Below are 26,170 nucleotides of genomic sequence, written 5' to 3' on the forward strand. Positions count from 1 at the left end.
CCGTGAATAAGGTAACGGGGAGATCAGACCAGCAGTTCGGCGATCTGAATGGTGTTGAGGGCAGCACCCTTACGCAGGTTGTCGCCCGAGACGAACAGTGCCAGCCCGCGGCCCTCCGGCACGCCCGGATCCTGCCGGATGCGCCCGACCAGCGACGGGTCGCTGCCAGCGGCCTGGAGCGGGGTGGGGACGTCCACGAGCTGCACCCCGGGAGCCTTCGACAGGATCTCCTGGGCGCGCTCCACCGACAGCGGACGCTCGAATTCAGCGTTGATCGACAGCGAGTGACCCGTGATCACGGGGACGCGGACACACGTGCCCGACACCAGCAGGTCGGGCAGGCCGAGGATCTTGCGGCTCTCGTTGCGGAGCTTCTGGTCCTCGTCCGTCTCACCGCTGCCGTCGTCGACGATCGAGCCGGCCAGCGGCAGAACGTTGAACGCGATGGGTGCGACGTACTTGTTCGGGGCCGGGAAGTCGACGGCGCTGCCGTCGTGCACCAGCTTCTCCGCATCGTCGATGACGGCGCGGGCCTGGCCCACGAGCTCCTCGACACCGGCGATGCCACTGCCCGACACGGCCTGGTAGCTCGACACGATGAGACGCTGCAGACCGGCCTCGTCGTGCAGAACCTTCAGCACCGGCATCGCGGCCATCGTGGTGCAGTTGGGGTTGGCGATGATGCCCTTCGGCGGGTTCTTCGCCTGCTCCGGATTGACCTCGCTGACGACCAGCGGGACGTCGGGGTCCTTGCGGAACGCCGACGAGTTGTCGACGACCGTGGCGCCGGCCGCGGCGAACCGCGGGGCCTGCTCACGAGAGAGCGTCGCACCCGCCGAGAACAGGGCGATGTCGATGCCCTTCAGGTCCTCGTCGGACGTCGCGGACGCGTCCTCGACGACGATCTCCTCGCCGCGGAACGGCAGCTTCTTGCCCGCCGACCGCGCGGAGGCGAAGAACCGCACCTTGTCCGCGGGGAAGTTCCGTTCCTCGAGGAGGGTGCGCATGACGATGCCGACCTGCCCGGTCGCACCGACGACAGCGATGGTGGTCATGATCTACCGTCCCGTTCCTGCGTGCACGACGGCTTCTTCGTCGCCGCCGAGCTCGAATGCATCGTGGATAGCCTTCACGGCCTTGTCCAGCTCCACGTCCTTGACGAGCACCGAGATGCGGATCTCGGACGTGGAGATGAGGTCGATGTTGACACCGGCCTTCGCGAGAGCCTCACAGAACGTCGCGGTGACGCCGGGGTGGCTCTTCATGCCGGCGCCGACCAGCGACACCTTGCCGATGTGGTCGTCGAACAGCACCTGAGTGAAGCCGATCTCGCCCTGCAGCTTGGTCAGCTTCTCGACGGCGCGCGGGCCGTCGGCGGTGGGCAGCGTGAACGTGATGTCGGTCTTGCCGGTTTCGACCTTCGAGATGTTCTGCAACACCATGTCGATGTTGATCTCCGCCTCGGCCACCGCGCGGAAGACCTGCGCGGCGTAACCCGGGGTGTCGGGCAGGCCGACGACGGTGATCTTGGACTCGCCGCGATCGTGCGCGACTCCGGTGATGATTGCCTCTTCCACGGGGATGTCCTCCATCGATCCGGACACGATGGTGCCCGGCTTGGTCGTGTATGACGAACGGACGTGCACAGGCACGTTGTATCGGCGGGCGTACTCGACGCAGCGGAGCATGAGCACCTTCGCGCCGCACGCCGCGAGCTCGAGCATCTCCTCGAACGACACCGTCTCGAGACGCTGCGCGTCGGGAACGATTCGCGGGTCGGCGGTGAAGATGCCGTCGACGTCGGTGTAGATCTCGCAGACGTCGGCCTCGAGGGCTGCTGCGAGGGCCACCGCGGTGGTGTCCGAACCGCCGCGCCCGAGGGTCGTCACGTCCTTGCTGTCCTGGCTGACGCCCTGGAATCCGGCGACGAGGACGATCGAGCCCTCGTCGAGCGCATCCCGGACGCGGCCCGGTGTGACGTCGATGATCTTGGCGTTGCCGTGAGCACCGGTGGTGATGACGCCCGCCTGGGAGCCCGTGAACGAACGGGCCTCCGCACCGAGCGAATGGATTGCCATTGCGACGAGAGAATTGGAAATGCGCTCACCGGAGGTCAGCAGCATGTCCATTTCGCGGGCGGGTGGGGCTGGGCACACCTGCTGAGCCAGATCGAGCAGCTCATCAGTGGTGTCCCCCATCGCTGAAACCACGACGACGACATCGTTGCCGGCCTTCTTGGTCTCGACGATCCGTTCAGCCACTCGTCGGATTCTCTCGGCGGTTGCCACCGAGGATCCGCCGTACTTCTGGACGACGAGAGCCACGCGTTTCTACCTCCAGGTCGATGAATCTGTACTGGTCCAGCTGTCGAGCTTACCGGCGGAGTCCAATCTGATCCCGGGTGAGTCCGTTCGGCCGCCTATCCGAACGCCGTGTTCGCGGCGTCCGCGACCCTCGCCACGGCCGCGCAGTTCGGCCCGTGAACAGTGACGACTGCGCCCGCGTGACCGAGCCTGCGGGTGAACTCGTCGACGCCCGCCCCGGGCCGTGTGATGTCGATCGGCTCGCCCATCGGGCTCGTCCACCGGCATCGGTCGCCGACCTTCTCCGGCTCGGCGGGAACGGGTGGTCGGTTTTCCTTGACCGGCGACATCGTGAACGACACGGTCACCTCACTCCCGGGCACCCGATTCGGGTTCGGAAACAGGACACAGTGGAACGGCGAGGGCGGCGACTGCGGATCGACGACGCGTCCGCCGGCCGTGGTTCCCAGCACGTCGAGGACTTCGCACGGGTCGTGGACCGCGAGCGCCACCTGATGCGGGGACGTTGGGTCGCGGGCGGGCAGTACCGACCGCATGCTGTCGATCGCCGAGTCCAGCACCGCGTCGGCCAGCGGGCAGGCGTCCTCACCGGCGACGGTTCCGGCGCGGACGGTCGCGAGCTGCGGTGTCACCTGCTCCTGGAGTGGTCCGAGGTTCAGCCGGAAGGCGCGCTCGCACGTCCCGCGGGCCAGGTCGGCACCCGTGCCGCGGTAGACGGTCACTCCGTCGATCGTCTCCGGCCCGGTCAGCGCCGTATCGGACAGCATCGACGGCAGCAGCGACAACTCCACGTATGTGGTCGCGCCGCCGGGCCGGACCATCAGCACCGAACACACCGGCAACTGCACGGCGGACCCCAACTGCAGGACGGTCCCGGACTGCCGCACGACCGCCTCGTCGAGAAGCCCGCACGGATCGGCGGCGCGCAGGGCGTCCTCGACGGCGACGTGACGTTGCTGCACTGGACTCAGTTCGTCCAGCGGAGACGCCCCCGCCGTCCCCGACACGCTGTGCGCGCACCCGGACGTGATGACGGCGCACAGGAGCGCCGCGGCGACTTTCTTCACTCGATCCCCCCTCGAATCGGCGCGAACACTACCGCCGACTCGGGATCATTGGGGAGAGGAAGGCCCCACCTCACGCCGTTCAGATCAACGCGAACAACCCCCGCAGCGCGAAGAGCGTGCCGAAACCGAAGAAGACGCCGACGCCGAGCGCCTTGTTGTGCCGCACCATCCAGGCCTTGGCGGCGCTCAGTCCTCGTTGTGCGCGCGTGCCCAGGATCGTGAAGATCCCGATCGGGATGATGAAGTCGAGCATCGAGGAGATCAGCAGCAGGACCGTTCCGAGGAGCGCACCCCCGACGCCGACGTGCGAACTCGAGATGATGGTCATCCCGGACAACAGGATGAAGATGTTGGGGTTGATCGTGCCGAGGGTCAGTCCGGCGATGAACGCGGTGCGCGGTGTGGCGGATTCGAGCGCCGACATCCACTTCGGTGCGGTGCCCGCGGGCTTCGGCCTCTGCGCGAACAGGATCACGCCGACGACGAGAAACAGAACGCCCACGATCAGCCCCACCCAGTTGCTCACCGTCTTCGACGTCGCCGACGGGTCTCCGGCGCCGCCGAGCAGCGCGGCGACAGCGATCTGCGAATACACCAGCAGGAACGCCGAACCGAACGCGAGGGCGTTGCGGACCGCGTTCGCCGACTCCAGCAGCAGCACGCAGCCGACGACGGCGGCCGGTGTGATGACCAGACCGATCATCTCCGGAACGAGGAGCCAGATCAGATCGCCCATCGATTCACCCCCGTCAGCCGACCTTGACGATCGGCGGAAGCTCGAAGGTCCCGTCGAACGCCTCCGGTTTCGGGCTGTACATCCGGAGCAGCGGCCGGAACCCGACTGCCGGTGTCGGCAACCAGTTGGCGCGAGCGACCGGATCCGCCGGAGCGGAGGCGCTGAACGTGATCGTCAGTGAGCCGTCGTCCGCGTACACCAGTCCCGGCGTCCGATCACCGACCGAGTAGCGATCGAGGGCATTGTCGACGAGGAAGAACTCGGGCAGGTCGTACATGGTGATCGACCAGAACGCGTCGACCGGCGGGGTCGGCGCGAATGTGAGTGTGTAGGTGTGTTCGCCGGAGAGTTCGTTGCCTTCGCTGTCGTGGTAGATCGGCGCGTACGCGGCCTCGTAGCCGTGGTTTCCCCACAGTCCCGCCATCGCGGCTCCGGCCCGCATGCCCAGCGCCTTCGACCGGTCCTCGATCCGCCACTCGGGTGAGTCGAGCGTGCCGACCTCGAAGAAGTCGTCGTTGTAGTCGAAGGCGTGGTACATCAGCTGCCAGCCGTTGACCACCTCTCCGCCGGCCCCCGATTTCAGTGCGGCGACGAGCGATTGGTGCCCAGCCTCGGCTCCCGCTTCGAGCACGGACGCGAGGTCGGGCGGCGCCTCGAGGTACGGCGACGGCCCGGTCTCGAGCAACCCCAGTGGGGCGAATGCCTGTTGCGCGACGAGGTCCTGCGCGGCGGGTGGGTACGCCTGCGAGTACACGCGCAGCTTCTCCCAGAACTGAAGTTCCTCGGGGACGTTCGGGTCGGGTACCGGCAGACCCTCCGCCGGTTCCTGGTCGCCGACGGGCTCCAGGGTGAGGGCCGACTGCAGTTCCTTCACCCGCTCCAGGTCGTCCTCGCCGTCGCACGCCCAACGACCGACGATGGTGCCCACCGCGGTCGGGAACGCGATCCGTGTCGCCCCGTCGGGGACCTCGCCGGACCAGCCGGGGCCGGTCAGCAGAAATCGACCGGCCGCGGTTCCCGTGGCGCGTTTGCCGACGTACGCGAAATTGTCGGTCCACGCGTCGACGAACTGCAGCACGTAGTACGCGCCACCGGTGTCGGGCACCCTCAGCAACTGCGGTCCGCGACCGAGGTCGATCTGGGCGATCGAATAGATGGTGTCGTTGTTGACCGAGACGAAGGTGTCGCGCGGCCCCGCGAGTGTGCGGGCGTGACTGAACGTGTTGAAGGGTCCCGCATCGAGGCTCCCCAGCCCCTCCGACACGAAGCGGTTCACCTGGTCGAGGTCGAAGACCAGCGGGAAACCGTACACCCACGCCTTGGCGGCGAGTTCCTGCAATTGTTCACTCACGACGCTCTCCTGTCCCGCGGTCTCCGGTCCATGCGACCACGACGAGACAGGCCGGGGCTTCACCCGAAGAGTGTGAGCCGGAATTCTTCTTCCCGTCCTAGCGTCTGCTGAGACTGCTTTGTCCAGCGAAAGGACGTACGACATGCCTGAGGAGCTTCCCGGGTCGATCCTCCCCGTCCCCGATCAGCAGTACCAGGGACCGATCTACTTCGACGCCAAACACGCCACCGAGAAACTCCCCCCGATCACCGCGAAACGCCCCCCGGCCGGTGCCCCGAACGTGCTGCTGGTCCTTCTCGACGACGTCGGCTTCGGTGCCTCGAGCGCCTTCGGCGGTCCCGTGAACACCCCCACCGCCGAACGACTCGCGGGTGGCGGACTGAAATACACGCGCTTCCACACCACCTCGCTGTGCTCACCGACCCGGGCGGCGATGCTGACCGGCCGGAACCATCACGCGGTCGGGATGGGGCACATCACCGAGACCGCCACGCCGGCACCCGGATACCGGTCGACGCGTCCGAACTCGTGCACACCGCTGGCCGAGATTCTCCGTCAGAGTGGCTACAACACAGCACAGTTCGGGAAATGTCACGAGGTCCCGGTGTGGGAATCGGGGCCGACGGGACCGTTCGACCACTGGCCCGCGTTCAGCGGCTTCGAGCGTTTCTACGGATTCATCGGCGGAGAGACCAACCAGTGGACGCCCGCACTGGTGGACGGGGTCACCGCCGTCGATCCGCCCGACGACCCCGACTACCACCTGATGCCGGACCTCGCCGACAAGGCCATCGACTACGTCCGGCAGCAGAAAGCGCTGACCCCCGACAAGCCGTTCTTCACGTACTTCGCTCCCGGCGCGACCCACACACCACACCACGTCCCCAAGGACTGGATCGCGAAGTACAAGGGCCGGTTCGATCAGGGCTGGGATGCCGTGCGCGACGAAACGTTCGCACGGCAGTTGCAACTCGGCGTGATCGGACCCGATTCCGATCTGACCGCGCGCCCCGACGGCATCATGGCGTGGGACGACGTCCCCGAGGAACGCAAACCGATTCTCCGGCACCAGATGGAGGTCTACGCGGCCTTCCTGGAATACGCGGATTTCCACGTCGGACGCGTCGTCGACGCCATCGAGGAGATCGGCGAACTGGACAACACGCTGATCCTCTACATCATCGGCGACAACGGCGCCTCCGCCGAGGGTGGCCTCGAGGGCACGTACATGATCACCACCGCTTCCAACGGTGGCGGCGAATACGAGACCGTCGAGTTCTGGAACGAGAACCTCGACAAGATCGGCGGCCCCGAGGCGTACAACCACTACGCCGTCGGCTGGGCGCACGCCATGTGCACGCCGTATCAATGGACGAAGCAGGTCGCCTCCCACTACGGCGGCACCCGCAACGGCACGATCATGCACTGGCCCGGCGGAATCGAGGCCAGAGGCGAGATCCGGCACCAGTGGCATCACGTCATCGACGTCGCCCCGACCATCCTCGAACTGGCGGGTCTGGCGCAGCCGCACACCGTCAACGGTGTCACCCAGGTGCCGATGCACGGCACGTCGTTCGCCTACACGTTCAACGACGAGAACGCCGACGAGCGGCACCGCACACAGTATTTCGAGCTGATGGGCAATCGCGGTGTCTACCACGACGGCTGGACCGCCGTCACCAAACACCGCACTCCCTGGGACGTGGTCGCGCAGGCCCCCGACTTCTCACTGGACGTGTGGGAGTTGTACGACACCACCAAGGACTGGACGCAGGCACACGACATCGCAGCCGACAATCCGGAGAAGCTGGCGGAGTTGCAGCAGCTCTTCCTGATCGAGGCGGTGCGGCACAACGTGCTTCCGCTCGACGACCGCGCCGCCGAACGCATGAATCCGGCGATCGCCGGGCGTCCGACTCTCGTTCAGGGCGACAAGCTCCGACTCTTCCCCGGCATGACCAGGCTCGGGGAGAATGTCGCCATCAACGTCAAGAATCGCAGCTATGCGGTAACGGCGCAGATACAGGTCCCGGAGTCGGGAGCCGAGGGTGTGATCGTCGCCCAGGGAGGTCGCACCGGCGGATGGGCCCTGCTCACCGACGGCGGAAAGCTGGCGTACCACTACAACTACTGCGGCCTCCGGCGCACCACCGTCACGTCGTCCACCACGCTGTCGCCGGGCGAGCACCAGGTGCGCGTCGAATTCGCCTACGACGGCGGCGGGATCGGCAAGGGCGGCACCGCCACCCTGTACATCGACGGCGACGAGGCGGGCAAGGATCACGTCGAACGGACCCACCCGCTGTACTTCTCGTTCGACGAAGGGCTCGACGTCGGAGTCGATACCGGCATGCCGGTGTTCGAGGGTTACAAGACGGCACGCGGACGGTTCACCGGGACGATCGACTGGGCCGACATCGAACTGGGCGACGACGACCACAACCATCTGATCGACCCCGAGGACGCCCTCGCAGCGGCGTTGCGCCACCAGTAGGCGGCTCCGCTGCCCGTGCGTGGTTGACGAGTCCAGAGACTCGTCAACCACTCACGGGCGCGAAGCGCCTACGGCGTCGTCGACGGTGTCGAAGATCTTCCCCCTCGACACGTACTCGCGACCGAGGTCGGTCCGAAGCACCGTTTCCCGATTGGCGCGGGGCAGTTCCGCGAAGAACACCGTGACACCGGCGTCCGTGAGTTCGCGGTGAAGGTCGAGGAAGCTCCGCATCACCGTCAGCGTCACCTTCTGCAGTCGCGAACAGTCGAGGACCAGCGTGCTCGGCACGGACGACCGATCCCCGTCCTCGACGACACCCGCCCGGACCCGGATCGCCGACATGTTGGCCCGCACGTTGGCGGTGTAGAGACCGGCGTTGAGGCGGAGGACCAGCGGGTCGGCGGGGACGGTCGGTGCGTCCTCCTCCCCCGCCCGCCACTGACCGTGCGCATCCTTCTGCAACTGGACGATGTGCGGTCGGTTCAGTTCGCGCAGCACCAGATACAGCGTGAACAACACACCGACACCCACCGCGGGCAGCAGTCCGGCGACGAGCCCGATGAGCGCCGTCACCAGCGCCACCCAGAATTCGGTGCGATCGACCCTCCAGAAGCGCGCGAAGGAACCGAAGTCGAGCAACCCCAGCGTCGCGACCACCACCATCGCGCCGAGGGTGGCCTGCGGCAGATCGCTGAGCACCGGCGCGAGGAACAATGCGACGAGCACTGCGAGAGCGGCGGTGACGAGTCCGGCCAGCTGGGTCCGCGCGCCCGCCCGCAGCGCGACCGCCGTCTGGGAGAATCCACCCGCCGGCGGCAGGGTGTGGAAGAAGGCACCGGCGACCGACGCGGCCCCGGTGGCGAGGAGTTCGCGGTCGCTGTCGATCGGGGGTTCGGTTTCCCGGCGCACACCTCGACCGACGGACACCGTCTCCAGGAAGGCCATGATCGCGATCGCCAGTGCGCCCGGCAGCAGCGCGCCGATGTCCGACATCGGCGGCAGTCCGGGAATCGGAATGCCGCGTGGCACTTCGGCGATCAGCGCGACCCCACGACTGTCGATGTTCGCGAGGACGACGAGGAGGATCCCGGCGACCGCGACGATCAGTGGTCCCGGCACGCGCGGAACGAATTTCGCCATCGCGTACAGCGCCGCGATCGATCCCGCCGCCAGCAGCACGGTCGCGGTGTTCGCGTCACCGATCTGGCGGAGCGCCGACCACAGCACGCGGAAGAATCCGGTGGCGTCGGGGTCGGCGGGCACCCCGAGTAGTTTCGGCAACTGGCTCGCGGCGACGGTCAGCCCGACCCCTGCCTTGATCCCGGACAGCGTTGCCTCGCTGATGTTCTCGATGATCGCGCCGAGTTTCAGGAGCCGGGCGAGGAGAAGGATCACACCGACCAGCAGGGTCAGCGTCATCAGGGCAGACTGGGCGTCGTCCGACCCCGCGGCGATTCCGGCGCCGATCAGGGTCGAGGCGGTGAGCGTCGCGATCGTCGAGGTGGTGGTGACACTGACCGTGCGGGATCCGCCGAGCATCGCGTACACGACGACGGGAACCATGCACGTGTACAGGCCGACCTGCACCGGCATGTCGGCGATGGTGGCGTAGGCCATCGCCTGCGGAATGACGACGGCACCGGCACTGAGACCCGCGACGACGTCCGCGCGGAGCCATCGCTTGTCGTAGCCGACGAGGGTCGGGGCGAAGACGGTCATCACGTCTGCTTCACGACCCGTCGCCGGGGCGCTTCGGTTCCGCGAGTGCCTCGCGGACGGTGGAGTACAGGCCGACGGGTGTGGCGTCGGTGCCGGAGCGGCGGAGCGTGTCCCGGAACTGTCCGATGTCGCGCGCGACCCGCAGTTCGATACCCCTCCGCGCGAGCAGGTCCCGCAGCTGCAGCAGCATCTGCGCGGCACTGACGTCGACGAACGGTGACGTCTCGGCGTCGAGCACGACCACTCTCGTGTCGTCCGTGCACAACTCTTCGATGCGGTCCTTGACGTGGTCTGCGTTGGCGAAGAACAGCCCCGACTCGACCCGCACGACGAGCACGTGCGGAGTGGTCGGCAGGTCGGGGTGGCGTTCCGCATCCACCCACAGCGTTCCCTCCCTGGCGAGGGTCGCGACGTGGGGGCGCGACGCCCGGTACAGCAGCAACAGCATGGAGACGCCGATGCCGATGACCAGCCCGGGCAGTGTGTCGAAGAGCAGGACGCCCGCCATGGCAGCGAGCGCGGCGGCGAAATCGGCGCGGGCGGCGTGGCCGTAGATGCTCCCCAGCCGTTCGGTCCACACACCGTACAGCCGGCGCAGCGCGGAGATGTCGACGAGTTCGATGACGGCCGCGATCACCACCGCCGCCAACGTCGCTTCCGGCAGATTCTCGAAGAGACCGGTGAGAAAGAGCAGCGTGACGACAGTCAATACCGCCACGACGAGCCCACTGACCTGCGATTTCGCGCCCGCTCCACCGTTCACCGCGGTCTTGGAGAGGCTGCCGTTGACCACCATTCCCGAGCAAAGTCCGGAACCCAGATTCGCGGCGCCGAGGCCGAACAACTCGCGGTTCGCGTCGACCTCGTAGCCCTCCTTCGCCGCGTACGTCTTCGCGGCTCCGAGCCCCTCCGCGAACCCGATCAGCAGGACCCCCACGGCCGGGCCCATCAGGTCGACGAAGTCGTCGAATCCGACGCCGCCGGGCAACCCGAGCGACGGCAGCCCGGAATCGATGTGCCCGACGATGTCGACACCCTTGCCGTCGAGACCGAACAGCGAGACCGCGGCGATTCCGAGGAGAACGGCGAGCAGCGATCCGGGGACGAGGGGCAACCAGTGTTTGAGACCCAGCACCACCGCGAGACTGAGGCCGCCGACGACGAGCGTGCCCCAGTCGGTGTCCCCGAGGTGCGTGATCACCCCCCACGCCTGCTCGAAGAAGTTTCCCTTCGCCTTCTCGACCCCGAAGATCGCCGGCACCTGGCCGATGATGATGGTGAGGGCGAGGCCGACGATGAACCCCTTGAGCACGGGCTCGGAGATGAACGACGCGATGAAACCGAGGCGGAGCAGACCGGCGAGCAGGCCCACGATCCCCGTCGCGATCGCCAGGACCGCCGACAGCGCCGCGTACTTGCCGCCGTCGGCACCGGCGAGGGGTGCGACGATGGCCGCCGACAGCGCTGCCGTCGCGGACATCGGTCCCACTACGAGATGCCGTGAACTACCCGCCGCCGCATAGAGAATCAGCGCGGGTACCGCCGCGTACAGGCCGACGACGGGCGGTACCCCCGCGATGGTCGCGTACGCGAGGGCCTCCGGGACCAGAACAGCCCACACGGTCAGGCCCGCGATCACGTCGGGCCTGACCCATCCCCGCCGGTAATTCTGCAGCGAGCCGAAGACCGGCCACGTGCCGGTTGCGGACCTCACCACGTCGTCATCGACCTACTTGCCGGTGTCCCACGTGGTGACCGCCCAGATGACCACCACGTCGAGTGCGATGATCAGGATCGACCACAGCGGGTAGTACGGCAGCCACAGGAAATTGGCGAGAATTGACAGCGCTGCAATGCAGACGGCCACGACGCGGGCCCAGGTGGCACCCGTCATGAGGCCGATCGCGCTGATCACGAGGACGACGCCGAGAACGATGTGGATCCAGCCCCAGGCGGTGGTGTCGAACTGGTAGGTGTACTGGACGCCGATGACCAGTAGGTCATCGGACGCAACTGCGGCGATGCCCTGGAAGAAGGAGATCACCCCGACGGTCAGCAGCAATATCGCCGCTGCCAGGGACGTTCCTGCTGCAAAACCCTGCTTCACAGGGCTGTCCGTCCTGGACTCGGGAGTTGTCGTCATGTCCATGCCCTTCTCGAAAGTGTGTTTGCGAACAGTTGAATAGTCGGGCCTCGCCGGGTCGGGGGCATCATCCGCGCCGGGTGATCCTCATTCGCAACGGATGATGTGCGGCAGCGCGCCGAATGCGAGAGTCGACTCGGCCGACCTTTGCGAAGGGACACGCGATGACGGAACCTCAGGACCGGTCCGGCGAGCCGTCGGACTCTCGGTGGTCCATGCCGCGGGGACTGATCGTGATTCTCGGGCTGGCCGCGCTCGTCGTCACCGTGGCGGGGATCCAGGTGGCCGCGTCGATAGTCGGCCCGATCTTCCTCGCTCTCATGCTGACCGTCGCGGTTCACCCGCTGCCCGAATGGCTTCGCCGGAAGGGTGTCCCGGGATGGCTCGCGACGATCGCGGCGATCCTGGTCGTCAACAGCATCATTCTCGTCCTCGTGCTGTCGCTCGCACTGTCGGTCGCCCAGCTCGCGACACTGCTGCCGCAGTATGCGGACGATTTCACGAACCTCATCGACGACGCCCAGAGTTTCCTGAACAGCAACGGCGTGAACTCGACCGACGCCCAGACGCTGCTCTCCCAGGTGGATTACGGCAAGGTGTTCGGACTCGTGGAGGGAATCCTGCAGGCAATGCTGGGTGTCTTCTCGAATCTGCTGTTCGTCCTCGCCCTTCTGCTGTTCATGGCCGTCGACGGAAGCTCGTACGGTTCGCGGATGCCCATCGTCACGCGGATGCGTCCCGACATCGCCACCGCCCTCACCGCCTTCTCGGTCGGCACCCGCAAGTACCTGATCGTGTCCACGGTCTTCGGATTGATCGTGGCGGTCATCGACACCGGGGCGCTGTGGGCGTTGGGGATTCCGCTGCCGATCCTGTGGGGACTGCTGTCGTTCATCACCAACTACATCCCCAACGTCGGCTTCGTCCTCGGGCTCGTTCCACCGGCTCTGCTCGCACTGCTCGAAGGTGGTCCGGGACTGATGCTGACGGTCATCGTCGTGTACAGCGTCATCAACGTCATCATCCAGTCCATCATCCAGCCGAAGTTCGTGGGCGACGCGGTGGGACTGTCCGTGACGTTCACCTTCCTGTCGCTGGTCTTCTGGACGTGGATCCTCGGCCCCCTCGGCGCGATCCTGGCGATCCCGCTGACACTGATGGCGAAGGCGCTGCTGATCGATATCGACCCGTCCACGCGGTGGGTGAACACCATTCTCAGTAGCGCCCCTCCTCCCCCCACACCGGTCGCCGCCCCCACCCCACCGCGCCATGAGAAGGGACAGCCATGACACCCGACTTCGCCGACACCTCCGACTTCGAAGATGCGGACAGGGGGTTCGTCGACAAACTCGATCCGTGCACCGTCACGGCCGCGGACGGGCACACGGCCTGGGACATGGAGGAATACGCCTTCCTCGACACCGACTGCCCCGACACCGCCGATCCGAGCCTGTGGCGGCAGTCGCAACTGTGCGCGAAGAACGGCCTCTACGAGGTGACCGAGGGGATCTACCAGGTGCGCGGCCTCGACCTGTCCAACATGACGATCGTCGAGGGCGACACGGGTGTCGTGGTGATCGACCCGCTGATTTCCCAGGAGACCGCGGCGGCCGGACTTGCACTGTATCGACGCAATCGGGGTGATCGGCCCGTCACGGGAGTGATCTACACCCACTCCCACATCGATCATTTCGGCGGCGTCACCGGAGTGCTGCCGGACGGCCGCAGCGACGTTCCCATCCTCGCACCCGAGGGTTTCCTCGAACATGCCGTCGCCGAAAACGTCTACGTCGGAACCGCGATGGGTCGCCGCGCCACCTACATGTACGGGGCCCTCCTCCCGAAGGGGCCGCGCGGGCATGTCGGCGCCGGCCTCGGCACCGTCCCGTCGTCGGGTGTGCCCGGACTGATTCCGCCGAGTGTGGACATCACCCACACCGGCCAGGAAGAGACGATCGACGGCGTGCGGATCGTCTTCCAGGTGACGCCGGGCACCGAGGCGCCCGCCGAGATGAACTTCCTGTTCCCTGACCACCGCGCACTGTGCATGGCAGAGAACGCCACTCACAACCTGCACAACCTCCTCACGCTGCGCGGCGCCTTGGTCCGCGACCCACGGGCCTGGGCGCGGTACCTCGACCAGGCCGTCGAGATGTTCGACGGCGGATACGACGTCGCGTTCGCCTCCCACCACTGGCCGACGTGGGGCCGCGACCGCGTCGTCACCTACCTGTCGCAGCAACGCGATCTGTACCAGTACCTCCACGATCAGACGTTGCGGATGCTCAACTCCGGGATGACGGGCATCGAGATAGCCGAGAACTTCCCTCTGCCGCCCGCACTCGAATCGGCCTGGCACGCACGCGGTTACTACGGTTCGGTGAGCCACAACGTCAAGGCCATCTACCAGCGCTACATGGGGTGGTTCGACGGCAACCCGACATCGCTGTGGCAACACACGCCGGAGAACGTCGCGACGCGGTACGTCGAGTGCATGGGCGGTCAGGACGAGGTCCGGGCCAAGGCCCGACGGTACTTCGAGGACGGCGACCTCCGGTTCGCGGCGGAACTCCTCAAACACGCCGTGTTCGCCGACCCCTCGGACGGCGAGGCGAAGGAACTGCTCGCCCGCACCTACGAACAGCTCGGGTTCGGCGCGGAGAACGCGACGTGGCGCAACTTCTACCTCACCGGCGCACTCGAATTGCGCGGCGGCATCGTGCCTCCGCCGATCGCCGAGCTCGGCGCCGACATGCTGAGCGCCCTCACCATCGAGCAGGTCTTCGACTCGGTGGCCCTGCGCATCAACGGGCCCCGGGCGTGGGACACGTCGCTGGTGGTCGACTGGCGATTCACCGATCCCGAAGTGCACTACCGGACGACGCTGTCGAACGGGGCCCTGATCCAGACCGTCTCCCCGCGGACATCGGTGCAGGCGGATGTCACCGTGACCCTGACCAAGGCGCAACTGCTCGGGCTCTTCGCCGGGCAGGGCCTGGAAGACATCCAGTTCGACGGTGACGCGTCCAAGTTGCTCGCCCTCACCGCACTGATCGACGCGCCCGATCCGGCGTTCCCGATCGTCACGCCGTAGGGCGCTCCGCGCCCCGTGAGTGGTTAACGAGTCTCTGCACTCGTCAACCACGCACGGGCGGCGGAGCCGCCTAACCGTCGGTGATGAGCGGCCACAGGCCACGTTCCCCGGCCGCCGCCGCGGCCGCGACGAGCGCCTCGTCCCAATACCGGACCGAACCGTATTCCGAACGCCAGGCCAGCAACGCGTTCGTGTGCCGGTGCAGTTCGTGCTCCCTCGTGAAACCGATCGCGCCGAGACATTGATGGGCGTTGCGCACCACCACCGACGCCGCGTGGCCGGCGCACGACTTCGCGGCGGCGACGGCGAAACCGGCCTCCGAGCTACCGAAACCGTGTTCGTCGGCGATCGATACCGCGGCGTCGGCGGCGGCGCGTGCCAGGGCGCCCTCCGCAGCGATGTCGGCGACCATGGCCTGCACCGCCTGGAACTTGCCCACCGCGCGACCGAATTGCGTGCGCGCCGAGGTGTGCTCGACGACGAGGGCCAGGACGCGTTCCATGGTCCCGGCCATCGCGAGCGCCCGGGCGAGGGCGCCGCGCCGGAGGAACTCCGTTACGACGTCCGCGGGCACCGGCGTGCCCTGCTGCGCGGAGATGTCGACCCGGACGTGGTCCCGGGGCATCGACGCGAGGTTGGCCGCCTCCGTCACCTCGACATCCGAGCGGGCGAATTCGGTGACCCGCCATGTGCCGTCCGCCTCCCACAGGGCCACCAGCGCATGCACCGAGCGCGCCCATGGGACGTGCCGGGCGATGCCGTCGGCGTCCAGCACGGCTGCGGTGCGGACCACGGCGGGGCCGGAGTTCGCGGTCGGGCATCCGGACCTGGCGAGCAGCCATCCCGCGAGCAGATCGTTCTCGGCGATCGGGAGATCAGTGGCGCCGGCAGCCGCGAGCAGGTACGCCGACTCCGTCCACCCGGCGTCGCTGCCACCCTCGGATTCGGGGCCGGTGAGCCTCGTGAGGCCGAGTTCGGCGAGCGTCGACCACAACTCTCGATCGAACTCCCGAGCCTCGCCCGGGGCCCGCCGATCTGTGGCGAAGACCTGGTCGAGCATGCGTGCGAACTCCCGCATCTCGGTGTCGGTTGCCGGTCCGGTCATCAGCGCATCCCCAATCCCCGCGCGATGACGCCGCGCAGAATCTCACTCGTACCGCCTCGCAGGGTGAATCCGGGGCGCTGCATCACGCCGGCACGGACCAGTTCGGCGAAGTGGTCGTCGCCTGCCTCCGGTTCGCCGGCCAGTTCCTCGACGAGGTCGGCGATGTCACCTTCGGTCTTGGTGCCGAGGACCTTCACCACCGAGGCGCCCAGCTCGGCGTCGTCACCACGCTCGAGTGCCTCCGACACCGCGCGGGACATGTGATGGAGGCCGAAGGTCCGGGCGACGAGCGCTCCGATGCGGGCATCGGCCGGTTGCCGTCCCTCCCGGATTTCCTCGGCCATCGCGGCGAGGATCGAGAACGTGGACATGAAACGTTCCGGACCACTGCGTTCGAACCCGAGCTCGGACGTGACCTGCTTCCAGCCTTCGCCGATGCGGCCGAGCACCAACTCGTCGGGCACGAACACCTCGTCGAGGATCACCTCGTTGAAATGGTGATCGCCCGACATCGAGAGGATCGGCCTGATCTGCACCCCCGGGGAGTCGAGCAGAACGATGAACTGGCTGAGTCCGGCGTGGCGCTGCGCCGGGTCCAGCGGAGCCGACCGCGCGAGCGCGAAGAAGGCGTCGGCACGGTGGGCGCCGGACGTCCACAATTTGGTCCCGGTGATCCGCCAGCCACCGTCGACCCGGACCGCTTTCGTGCGGACGCTCGCGAGGTCGGAGCCCGATTCCGGTTCGCTCATTCCGATCGCCCAGCTGATCTCGCCGTTGGCGATTCCGGGGAGGAACCGCTGCTTCTGTTCCTCGGTTCCGTAGGTGAGCAGCGACGGTGCGGCCTGCCGGTCCGCGACCCACTGTGCGGCAACGGGCGCGCCGACGGCCAGCAGTTCTTCGGTGACGACGAACCGCTCCATGAACGTGCGGCCCTGCCCGCCGTACTCCGCCGGGATCGTCATGCCCAGCCAGCCGCGGGCCGCGAGGGCCTTCGTGAAGTCCGGATTCCACCGGGTGAGCCACGTGTCCACACCGGGTGTGAACACGCCGGCGTCGATCTGCTCGCGCAGGAACGCTCGCACCTCGGCCCGCAACGCGTCGAGTTGGTGATCGGGTGGGCCCGCGGCCGGCACCACTTGTGTGTGCATGCTGTCTACTTCCGTTGACGAGTGTGTCGAATGCTTCCGCAGGCTCACGCCTGCAACGCGGCTTTGGCCAATTTTCCCGTGGGTGTCCGCGGCAGTTCCGTCACGAACTCGACGCTGCGCGGGCACTTGTACCCGGCGATACGCCCACGGCAGTAGTCGAGGAGTTCGGCGACGAGTGTGTCGTCACCCGCGACACCGGGAATGGGCTCCACCACCGCGTGCACCGACTGTCCCATGTCTTCGTCCGGCATACCGATCACGGCCACGTCGGCCACCTTCGGGTGGACCGCGAGGACGTTCTCGATTTCCTGCGGGTAGATGTTGACCCCACCGGAGATGATCACGAATTTCGCACGGTCGGTGAGGAACAGGTAGTCGTCTTCGTCCAGGAAGCCGATGTCCCCGGTCGTCACCCAGTCGGGGTGGCAGGGGTGACGCGACTGCGCCGTCTTGACCGGATCGTTGTGGTACTCGAACGAATGGCCGGGCCGGGCGAAGTAGATGAGCCCGACCTGTCCTGCCGGCAATTCGGTCCCGTCTTCTGCGCAGACGTGTGCCCGGCTGGTGGCACCCTGTCCGCGACCGACGCTGCCGGGTTTGCGCAGCCACTCCTGCGTCGTGATCACCGTGCTTCCCACCGACTCGGTCGACGAGTAGTACTCGTAGAGGATTTCGCCCCACCAGTCGATCATCGTCCGTTTGACCTCCGGTGGGCAGGGCGCCGCTGCGTGGATCGCGACACGCATGGACGAGAGGTCGTACCGGTTCCGCACCTCGTCGGGCAGCTTCAGCATCCTGATGAAATGTGTCGGTACCCATTGGCTGTGGCTGACGCCGTACCGCTCGAGGAACTGCAGACTCGACTCGGCGTCGAATCGGTCGGCCATCACCACGGTCCCGCCGAGAGCGTGGGCGCCGGCGCCGTAACGCAACGGCGCGGCGTGATAGATCGGCGCGGGAGAGAAATACACGGAATTCTCGTCGAAGCCGAAGTTACGCAGCAGCCCCACGAACTGGGGCCCCGGCTCGTCGCCGACCTGGTCGTCGGACGGGGCGACCACGATGCCCTTCGGTCGCCCGGTCGTCCCGGACGAGTACAGCATGTCCGAGCCGCGCGGCTGATCGCGCGGTGGTCGGGTGCTCAGGGACGCGACGGCACGGTCGTAGTCGTCGTGACCGGGCACCGCCCCGCCGAAGGCCAGCCTGCTGTGGACCTTCGGAGTCGAGTCGACGACGGCGGTCGCGAGCTCGGCCAGCGGGGCCGACACCACGAGCACCCGAGCATCGCAGTCGTCGACGATGTAGGCGACCTCGGCCGGGGTGAGGTGGGTGTTGACGAAGGTCACGACCATGCCGGACCGCACGGCACCCCAGTAGATCTCGAATACCGTGGCGTCGTTGACCGACAGCACAGCGAGGTGGTCGCCGGGAGCGAGGCCCTGCCCCGTCAGCCAGTGCGCGAACTGCACGGATCTGTCCTCGAGTTCGCTGTAGGTCACGATCTTGCCGGTGGCGGCTTCGATGACGGCCGGCTTGTCGGGAGTGGTCGCGGCGTGGCGTCCGGGATACATGTGGTTCCTCCTTCGATCCGGTCTACAGCCCCAGGTCCTTGGCGATGATGGTCTTCATGACTTCGCTCGTTCCGCCGTAGATTCGGGTCACGCGGGTGTCGGCGTAAAGCCGTGCGATCGGGTACTCGGTGATGTAGCCGTACCCACCGTGCAACTGCAGGCACTTGTCGATCACTCGACCTGCGGTCTCGGTGCAGAACAGCTTGGCCCGCGCTGCGTCGGCCACGGTGAGCTCACCTCTGTCGAGGAGTTCGAGGGCGTTGTCGGCGAGGACCCGGGCCGCCTGGACTTCGGCGGAGCACTCGGCGAGCACGAACTTCGTGTTCTGGAACGAGGCAACGGCTTTGCCGAAGACGGTGCGGTCCTGCACGTACCGGGTGGCGTGCAGCATCGCCGCCTCGGCGTGCGCCACCGAGTTCAGTGCGATGCTCAACCGTTCCTGCGGAAGGTTGTGGGTGAGGTACCCGAACGCCTTACCCTCCTCACCCAGGAGGTTCGCGACCGGGACACGTACGTCGTGGTAGGACAGCTCGGCCGTATCCTGTTGATGCAGACCGAGTTTGTCGAGCTTGCGACCCACCTCGAATCCCTCGGACTCCTTGGGCACCCCGATGATGGAGAGTCCGGACCGCCGGTTCTCCGGATCGAAAGGAGCTGTGCGGCAGACGGTCAGGACCAGGTCTGCCGTCACCCCGCCGGTGATGAACGTCTTGGCTCCGTTGAGCACGTAGTGTGTGCCGTCCGCGGAGAGCTTGGCGGTGGTGGTGATGTTGGCCAGATCCGAGCCCGTGCCCGGTTCGGTCATCGCGATCGCCGTCATCAATCGACCGGACGCGAAGTCCGGGAGCCACCGCTGCTTCTGTTCCTCGGAGCCGTATTCGAGGAGGTACCCCAGGATGATGCACGAGTGAACGGTGTACGAGCCGAACGACACTCCCGCCCGGGCGACCTCTTCGAAGACGATGGTGGCGAACTTGAAGCTCGTCTCGCCCCCGCCGCCGAACTCCTCGGGCACCGAGATGCCGAGGATTCCCAGTTCACCGAGTCGTTCGAAGAATTCGCGCGGTGGACGCCCGAGTTCGTCCCACTTCTCCCGGTTGGGTAGTACCTCGCGGGCGATGAATTCCCGGACCATCGTTCGGAACTCGTCGTGTTCCCGGTTGAAGAGTGTCCGCTTCACTGCGGGTCCTTTCGTTGCTGTACGTCGATGGGGTTGCAGAAGTCGCCGGGCGTCGTTCAGCTCCCGGTGAACTGCCCGGCCCGTCGCTCGACGAAGGCCGACAGGGCCTCGCCGTGGTCGGTGGTGTGATGCGAGAGCGCCTGCATCGCGGCGGAGAGTTCGAGCAGACTGTCGAGGTCCTGGCGTTGCCCCTCACGGAGGAGCTTCTTCGTCATCCGGAGGGCATGCGGCGGGTTGACCGCTACCCGCTCCGCCAGTTCGTGTGCCGTATCGAGCAGCAGTTCGGGGTCGACGACGCGCGAGACCATGCCCCAGTCGAGCGCGGTGGCCGCGTCCACCCGGTCGCCGGTGAACGCCATCTCGGCGGCGCGTGCGGCACCGATCGCCCGTGGCAGCAACCAGGCGCCGCCGTCGCCGGGGATGATGCCCAGTTTGACGAAACTTTCGGCGAAGAAGGCGTTGGTCGAAGCGACACGCATGTCGCACATCATCGCCAGATCGCAGCCGGCGCCGACGGCGGGACCGTTGACAGCCGCGATGATCGGGACCTCGCAGTGGTAGATCGCCTTGGGGAGCCGCTGAATGCCGCGGCGGTATCCCTCCCGCATCACGTGCGGGGCGCCGCCGAACATCCCGGCACGATCCGCCATGTTCTTGACGTTTCCTCCGGCGGAGAACGCGCTGCCGGCGCCGGTGAGGATGACGACCCGTGTGTCGACGTCCACGTTCGCCTCCTCGACGAGTTCGACCAGCCGATCGATGACGTCGTTCCCGGAGATGGGGTTGCGCGCGTCCGGCAGATTGATCGTCCAGGTGACGACATGGTCGCGACGGCTGGAGAGTACGACGTCGGCCGAGGTGGCGGTCATAAAACACCCTTCGAAGCAGAGGTTATTGACTATTCACTTTGTCCGACTTCTACCTGCATGTCAACAGAATCTTTCGGAATGTTCCGTGATTGCAGAATCGCTCGTCGGCAGAACGGCGTATCAGGTGTCCGCACGGCAGGCCGCCGCACGCAGGTCTCGCTTCAGCACCTTCCCCGCCGCCGAGACCGGAAGCGCATCGAGGAACTCGACCGTCCGGGGCACCTTGTATCCGGCGATGAGCCCTCGCACGTGTGCGCGCAGTTCGTCGGCGTCGGTACGTGCGCCCTCACGGAGCACGACGACGGAATGGACGCGTTCACCCCACCGCGTGTCCGGCACACCGATCACCGAGCACGCTTCGACTGCGGGATGGGCAGCGAGTGCGTTCTCCACCTCGGTCGAGTAGACGTTCTCACCGCCGGTGATGATCATGTCCTTGATCCGGTCGACCACGAAGAGGTAACCGTGCCGATCCACGTAACCGATGTCGCCGGTGTGCATCCAGCCGTTCCGCAACACGGCCGCGGTCTCCTCCGGTCTGTTCCAGTAGCCGAGCATGACGTGATCGCCTCGGGTCACGATCTCGCCGAGCACGCCGACGGACACCTCCCGGTCGTCGACGTCGACGACGCGAAGTTCGCAGTGCGGCAGTGCGCGACCCGCGGATCGGAGCACTTCACTTCCGGCCGCATGGTCATCCCGGCCGAGGACGGTGATGTGTGCCGTCTCGGTCATGCCGTAGCCCTGAGCGAAGCCGCTGTTCCGGAACACCGTCATGGCGCGTTGCAGCAACGTCGGCGAGATCGGCGACGCCCCGTACCGAACGGATTTCACGCTCGACAGGTCGTACGACTCGACATCCGGGTGCGCGACCAGCATCTGCAGCATCACCGGAACTGCCCCGACCGTGGTGACCCGGTGCCGTTGGATCGCCTCCAGCACGGCCCGGGGTGAAAACGTCGGCAGGAAGACCTGGGTACCACCCAGGAGGTTCTGCGTCGCCCAGGCCACGAGCCCCGCGATGTGGAACATCGGACTCACGACGAGGTTGACCCCACCCGGGAACATCGACTGGCACGCCGCCTGGGTGCCGAGCGCCGCTGTCAGCAGGTTCCGATGACTCACCATGACGCCCTTCGACACACCTGTCGTGCCACCGGTGTACAGCAGTGCGCCCATCGCACCGCCACCGGTTCGCTTGTCCGGCGCCGGCTCGGAAGCGGCGATCAACTCCTCGTAGTCGGTCATCCCCTGCGCGGCCACACCGCTGCCGCAGTGCACCACCGCGCGGAGGTCGGCGCACCGTTCGCGGAACGCGGGCACCAGGTCAAGGAAGTCGTCGTCGACGAGCAGGACCACGGCCCCGGCATCCCGCAGAGAGTCCGCGATCTCCCGCCCGCTCCATCGAATGTTGACCGGATTCACCACGGCGCCCGCCCACCAGCAGGCGAGGAAGATCTCGTGATTGCGGTCGGAATTCAGCGTGAGGACGGCGACCCTGTCCCCTTCGGACACACCCTGTTCCTGCAGACCGCCCGACAGTCTCGCGACCCTGTCCGCGACGTCGCGGGTGGTGCGTACCCGGTCGCCGCAGATGGTCATCGGACTGTCGGGAGACTGCTGTAGTGCACGATGCAGGAACTGGGCCAGATACACGCGGACCTCCGGGTTCTCGGTCAAGGATGTAGTGGATCAGCAGATGTTGGTCCGTCACCGAAGTCATCTCAGATTCCCTGTTGCGGAACGTCGCCCGCGGCAAGCCCGCGAAGACGCCGCTTGTCGCGTTCGGGGTCGATGATCAGGGCGCCGAGGAGGCCGGCCGCGACGGCCACGACTCCGAGGATCTGGAACGCCGTGGCGTAGCCCCCCGCCGACGTCGCGGCCGCATCGACGATGCGTCCCATCAGATACGGCGCGATGAACCCGCCGATAGCCATCAGGGACAGGAAGACACCCAGTGTCCCCGCGACCTGCCTCGGGGGGCAGAGTTCGGCCACCGCGGCATTGAGCAACGGGAATACCGGTGAGCCGACCGCGTACCCGATCGAGACGACGAGCACGGCGAACACCGGAGTGGTGATGTACGGCAACGTCGCGAGGATGCACCCGCCGATGACGAGACCGACCACCGGGAGGATCACCCGCGCGGTTCTCATGCTCACGCCACGTACGACGAGACGGTCACTGAACCACGTGGAACTCAGCATGATGACGAGTCCGAACAGACTCGGGATGGAGAACATGGATCCGGCCTGCAACCGGCTGTAGCCGAGGCCGGTCTCGAAATACGACGGCAACCAGGTGAGCACGACGGACACCAGCGCATACACGCTGATCACGATCAGGGCTCCGCCGACAAAGGTGGGTGAGCGGAAGATCCGCGTCCACGGCACCGCCGGCTCGGCCTCGCCGTGGGGCGCGGCGGAGTCGCCTCCGCCGTCGGCAGGCGAAGTGTCGCGGCGCCGGTAGGGCCCCTCCGACCACACGAGTAGCCAGAGAACGCACCAGCCGAGACCGATGATGGACAAGGCCACCAGGGCGGATCGCCATCCCCACGCGACGGCGACGTACGCCACCATCGGAGCGATCGCGATCTTGGCGATCGATGCCGCGCAGGCGAGGAGCGCGCCGGGAAGGCCGCGGCGAGCGGGCGGATGCCAGGAATACGTCGCGGTGTACAACAGCGCCGAGTTCGGGCCCTCCGCCAACCCGAGAAGCATCCGGCTCGCCAGAAGCGTGGCGAAACCGGCCGCCACGATGAGCGGCAGCATGGCCACCGACCACAGGATCGCGAGAATCGCGAGGGCCCAGCGCAGACCGAGCCATCGGTCCAGGACGCCCGAGAGCAACCCGCCGAGCGACAGCATCAGGAAGAAGACGCTTCCCGCGAGACCGATCTCCGAAGAGGACAGACCGAGTTCGTGTGCGAGCGGTTGGGCGATGATCCCCAGCACCGCCTTGTCGGCGAAATTGACCATGTACATGAGTACGAGCACGCCCGTCAGCCCCCAGGCGGTGCGGCGGGATTCGCCGGCGTCCCCGAGAGCGGAGAGCCGCCTGGTGGTTCTCTGATCTGCAACCACAAAAACTCCTCGGTGGTGAGTATCGATTCTCGTACCAACGCCGGTCCGGACACGGAAGGCCTTCGACGTGACGGACATCACATGCGGACTTTCAGTCCAGAAGTCAATCATTGAAACTGCTATCTAGCAAGTACTATGTCGAGAAATGTGAATTTGCTATAACTTGACAGGCATCCGCCGATACGGCACCGGGAAGCGGTTCGCCTGCTCGCTGCCATCCACGGCAGCGGGCAGCGGTAAGCCAATACTGAGGTTATTGACTGTTCACTTCCAGTAATCGCCCGGAGAACTGTCCGTGACCTGCACGAGGAGGAATTACATGCACGACGCTGTGATCGTCGACGCCGTCCGCACACCGGTGGGCCGACGGGGCGGAGCACTCGCCGGGATTCATCCCGTCGATCTGTCCGCGCACGTACTGCGCGCCCTGAGCGATCGGAACGATCTGGATCCGACTTCCGTGGACGACGTGCTGTGGGGCTGCGTGAGCCAGGTCGGCGAACAGGCGGGCGGCGTCGGCCGCTTCGCGGTGCTTGCCGCCGGCTGGCCCGAGTCGGTACCCGGCGTGTCGATCGAACGCGCCTGCGGGTCGTCTCAACAGGCCCTCCATTTCGCCGCGGCGGGCGTGATCAGCGGTCAGTACGACATCGCCATCGCCGGGGGCGTCGAGAGCATGAGCCGCGTTCCGATGGGATCGGCGCGCAATGCCGCGGGATGCGGCGCACCGTTCGGCCCACTCGTCCGGGAGCGGTACGACCACGTCGAGTTCAACCAGGGCGTCGGCGCCGAGATGATCGCCGAGAAATTCGCCCTGAGCCGGTCCCGGCTCGACCAGCATGCGCTGGACTCGCACGCGCGTGCCGCCGCAGCCATCGACGAGGGGCGATTCGAGGGGCAGATCGCCCCGGTCGAGGTGACCGGTCCGGACGGGGCGTCGTTCGTGTTCGATACCGACGAGGGTGTGAGGCGCTCGTCGACGCCGGAGCGCCTGAGCGCACTCCCCACCCCGTTCAAGGAGGACGGCCGGATCACCGCCGGCAATTCGTCACAGATCTCGGACGGCGCCGCAGCACTGCTCGTGACCAGCAGCGAGGTTGCCGCGCGCCACGGCTGGAACCCGCTCGCCCGCATCCACACGGTGGCCCTCGCCGGCGTCGATCCGGTGACGATGGCCACCGGCCCGATCCCGGCCACCGCCAAGGTGCTTGCCCGGGCCGGGCTGTCCCTCGGTGACATCGGGGCATTCGAGATCAACGAGGCGTTCTCGTCGGTCACTCTGGCCTGGCTACAGGAGACCGGCGCCGACTACGCGAAGCTCAATCCGCTGGGCGGCGCGATGGCGATCGGTCACCCGCTCGGCGGCTCGGGCGCCCGGTTGGCAACCACACTCGTACACCACATGCGCGACAGCGGAATTCGGTACGGCCTGCAGTCGATGTGCGAGGCGGGCGGCATGGCCAATGCGATGATCCTCGAACGTCTTTGACCGGAAACCCCCACCGGAACACTGCGTCGTGAAAATTCTCGATCACCTCGAGATTACCCCATTCATCCTTGACATAGCGCTATATGTGACGCAAAGTGAATAATCGCTAACCACTCGACGAAGGTTGTTCCGAGTGGGTCCAGCGCAGAACCCCGATCCTGGCGGCAGTCGCCGCCCCTCATTCAAGGAGTTGCCGTGGCAAGTCTCGATCCCGGCGTCATCGGCACCCGGATTCCCGAGCACACCGTGGAGGTCGAGCGCGGGCGACTGTCCTTCTTCGCCCGCGCCACCGGGCAGCAGGACGACCCGATCTACACCGATCCGAGCGCCGCGGCGGAGGCCGGCCACCGCGACCTGCCGGTGCCGCCGACCTTCCTGTTCTGCCTCGACATGGAGCGGCCGAGCCCCTCGACCTTCTACACGGACCTCGGCGTCGACATCCGCACGATCCTGCACGGCGAGCAGTCGTTCACCTACCACGCCACCGCGTACGCCGGTGACACCCTTCACTTCTCGACCGAAGTCACCGACTGCTACGCCAAGAAGGGCGGAGCGCTGCAGTTCCTCGTCCGCACCACCGAGGTCACCCGCCACGGCGAGCCGATCGCGCAGCTCCGATCGACCACCGTCATCCGCGACCCGAGAGCGTCCGCGTAGCCGTATGGCACGACGCCACAGGATATTTCATTCATCACGAACCGCGAGGAACAACACATCATGGGAACTCTGGACGGAAAAGTCGCCCTCGTCTCCGGCTCCGGCCGCGGCATCGGCCGGGAAATCGCACTCAAGCTCGCCGC

At 66.8% G+C, this 26,170-nt stretch carries 20 protein-coding genes and 1 pseudogene; 6 read left to right on the forward strand and 15 right to left on the reverse strand.

Going from position 1 to position 26,170, the window contains the following annotated elements:
- Nucleotides 1–23 precede the first annotated feature (23 nt).
- The 5 genes from AZG88_RS17905 to AZG88_RS17925 form a co-directional block, all read right to left on the reverse strand.
- Nucleotides 24–1,055, reverse strand: coding sequence for an aspartate-semialdehyde dehydrogenase (locus AZG88_RS17905; RefSeq protein WP_061698451.1), 1,032 nt, complete (start codon nt 1,053–1,055; stop codon nt 24–26).
- A 3-nt stretch (nt 1,056–1,058) separates the two neighbouring features.
- Complete coding sequence (locus AZG88_RS17910) at nt 1,059–2,324, reverse strand: aspartate kinase (protein WP_005248517.1); 1,266 nt, start codon at nt 2,322–2,324, stop codon at nt 1,059–1,061.
- Between the two features lie 95 nt (nt 2,325–2,419).
- Complete coding sequence (locus AZG88_RS17915; protein ID WP_061698452.1) at nt 2,420–3,391, reverse strand: hypothetical protein; 972 nt, start codon at nt 3,389–3,391, stop codon at nt 2,420–2,422.
- 79 nt (nt 3,392–3,470) lie between these two features.
- Nucleotides 3,471–4,127, reverse strand: a complete 657-nt coding sequence (locus tag AZG88_RS17920; RefSeq protein WP_061698453.1) for a GAP family protein — start codon at nt 4,125–4,127, stop codon at nt 3,471–3,473.
- A 13-nt stretch (nt 4,128–4,140) separates the two neighbouring features.
- Entirely contained in the window at nt 4,141–5,478 is a 1,338-nt protein-coding gene (locus AZG88_RS17925; RefSeq protein WP_005248520.1) for a DUF1254 domain-containing protein, read from the reverse strand.
- 142 nt (nt 5,479–5,620) lie between these two features.
- On the opposite strand from AZG88_RS17925, the gene AZG88_RS17930 reads away from it, so the two are divergent.
- A complete protein-coding gene (locus tag AZG88_RS17930; RefSeq protein ID WP_061698454.1) occupies nt 5,621–7,972 on the forward strand; it encodes an arylsulfatase in 2,352 nt (783 codons plus the stop codon).
- 51 nt (nt 7,973–8,023) lie between these two features.
- On the opposite strand, the gene AZG88_RS17935 is transcribed toward AZG88_RS17930, so the two are convergent.
- Genes AZG88_RS17935 through AZG88_RS17945 form a run of 3 tightly spaced genes read right to left on the reverse strand, consistent with a single transcriptional unit; the run spans nt 8,024 to nt 11,840 of the window.
- Complete coding sequence (locus tag AZG88_RS17935; RefSeq protein WP_061698455.1) at nt 8,024–9,691, reverse strand: SulP family inorganic anion transporter; 1,668 nt, start codon at nt 9,689–9,691, stop codon at nt 8,024–8,026.
- A gap of 10 nt (nt 9,692–9,701) precedes the next feature.
- Complete coding sequence (locus AZG88_RS17940) at nt 9,702–11,408, reverse strand: SulP family inorganic anion transporter (RefSeq protein WP_005248522.1); 1,707 nt, start codon at nt 11,406–11,408, stop codon at nt 9,702–9,704.
- Between the two features lie 12 nt (nt 11,409–11,420).
- Nucleotides 11,421–11,840: a DUF7144 family membrane protein gene (locus tag AZG88_RS17945; RefSeq protein ID WP_005248523.1), complete on the reverse strand. Its 420-nt coding sequence runs from the start codon at nt 11,838–11,840 to the stop codon at nt 11,421–11,423.
- A 158-nt stretch (nt 11,841–11,998) separates the two neighbouring features.
- Between AZG88_RS17945 and AZG88_RS17950 the strand changes: the two genes are divergently transcribed.
- Nucleotides 11,999–13,123 (forward strand): AI-2E family transporter, encoded by a 1,125-nt coding sequence (locus AZG88_RS17950; protein WP_061698456.1) that lies wholly within the window; start codon nt 11,999–12,001, stop codon nt 13,121–13,123.
- Nucleotides 13,120–14,928, forward strand: coding sequence for an alkyl/aryl-sulfatase (locus AZG88_RS17955; protein ID WP_061698457.1), 1,809 nt, complete (start codon nt 13,120–13,122; stop codon nt 14,926–14,928). The genes AZG88_RS17950 and AZG88_RS17955 overlap by 4 nt, the downstream gene beginning before the upstream one ends.
- 70 nt (nt 14,929–14,998) lie before the next feature.
- Here AZG88_RS17955 and AZG88_RS17960 read toward each other — a convergent pair whose 3' ends face one another.
- From AZG88_RS17960 to AZG88_RS17990, 7 genes are all read right to left on the reverse strand, one after another.
- On the reverse strand, nt 14,999–16,033 hold the full coding sequence (locus AZG88_RS17960; RefSeq protein WP_061698458.1) for an acyl-CoA dehydrogenase family protein: 1,035 nt from the start codon (nt 16,031–16,033) through the stop codon (nt 14,999–15,001).
- Nucleotides 16,033–17,181: an acyl-CoA dehydrogenase family protein gene (locus tag AZG88_RS17965; RefSeq protein ID WP_061698459.1), complete on the reverse strand. Its 1,149-nt coding sequence runs from the start codon at nt 17,179–17,181 to the stop codon at nt 16,033–16,035. Before AZG88_RS17965 ends, AZG88_RS17960 begins: the two co-directional genes overlap by 1 nt.
- Nucleotides 17,182–17,225: 44 nt before the next feature.
- Nucleotides 17,226–18,752, reverse strand: a complete 1,527-nt coding sequence (locus tag AZG88_RS17970) for an acyl-CoA synthetase (RefSeq protein ID WP_061698460.1) — start codon at nt 18,750–18,752, stop codon at nt 17,226–17,228.
- A 22-nt stretch (nt 18,753–18,774) separates the two neighbouring features.
- On the reverse strand, nt 18,775–19,932 hold the full coding sequence (locus tag AZG88_RS17975; RefSeq protein WP_005248529.1) for an acyl-CoA dehydrogenase family protein: 1,158 nt from the start codon (nt 19,930–19,932) through the stop codon (nt 18,775–18,777).
- Nucleotides 19,933–19,988: 56 nt separating this feature from the next.
- Nucleotides 19,989–20,801: a crotonase/enoyl-CoA hydratase family protein gene (locus AZG88_RS17980; protein WP_005248530.1), complete on the reverse strand. Its 813-nt coding sequence runs from the start codon at nt 20,799–20,801 to the stop codon at nt 19,989–19,991.
- A 120-nt stretch (nt 20,802–20,921) separates the two neighbouring features.
- Nucleotides 20,922–22,481, reverse strand: coding sequence for an acyl-CoA synthetase (locus AZG88_RS17985; RefSeq protein WP_082833360.1), 1,560 nt, complete (start codon nt 22,479–22,481; stop codon nt 20,922–20,924).
- 44 nt (nt 22,482–22,525) lie between these two features.
- Complete coding sequence (locus tag AZG88_RS17990) at nt 22,526–23,884, reverse strand: MFS transporter (protein ID WP_061698461.1); 1,359 nt, start codon at nt 23,882–23,884, stop codon at nt 22,526–22,528.
- Between the two features lie 319 nt (nt 23,885–24,203).
- Here AZG88_RS17990 and AZG88_RS17995 point away from each other — a divergent pair, with 319 nt between their 5' ends.
- The 3 genes and pseudogenes from AZG88_RS17995 to AZG88_RS55575 form a co-directional block, all read left to right on the forward strand.
- Complete coding sequence (locus tag AZG88_RS17995) at nt 24,204–25,370, forward strand: thiolase family protein (protein ID WP_025431716.1); 1,167 nt, start codon at nt 24,204–24,206, stop codon at nt 25,368–25,370.
- Between the two features lie 195 nt (nt 25,371–25,565).
- Complete coding sequence (locus AZG88_RS18000) at nt 25,566–26,027, forward strand: MaoC family dehydratase N-terminal domain-containing protein (RefSeq protein WP_061698462.1); 462 nt, start codon at nt 25,566–25,568, stop codon at nt 26,025–26,027.
- A 60-nt stretch (nt 26,028–26,087) separates the two neighbouring features.
- Nucleotides 26,088–26,170: pseudogene (locus tag AZG88_RS55575) on the forward strand (3-oxoacyl-ACP reductase); the annotation flags it as partial.

Source organism: Rhodococcus sp. LB1, assembly GCF_001583455.1.
Classification (GTDB): domain Bacteria; phylum Actinomycetota; class Actinomycetes; order Mycobacteriales; family Mycobacteriaceae; genus Rhodococcus_F; species Rhodococcus_F opacus.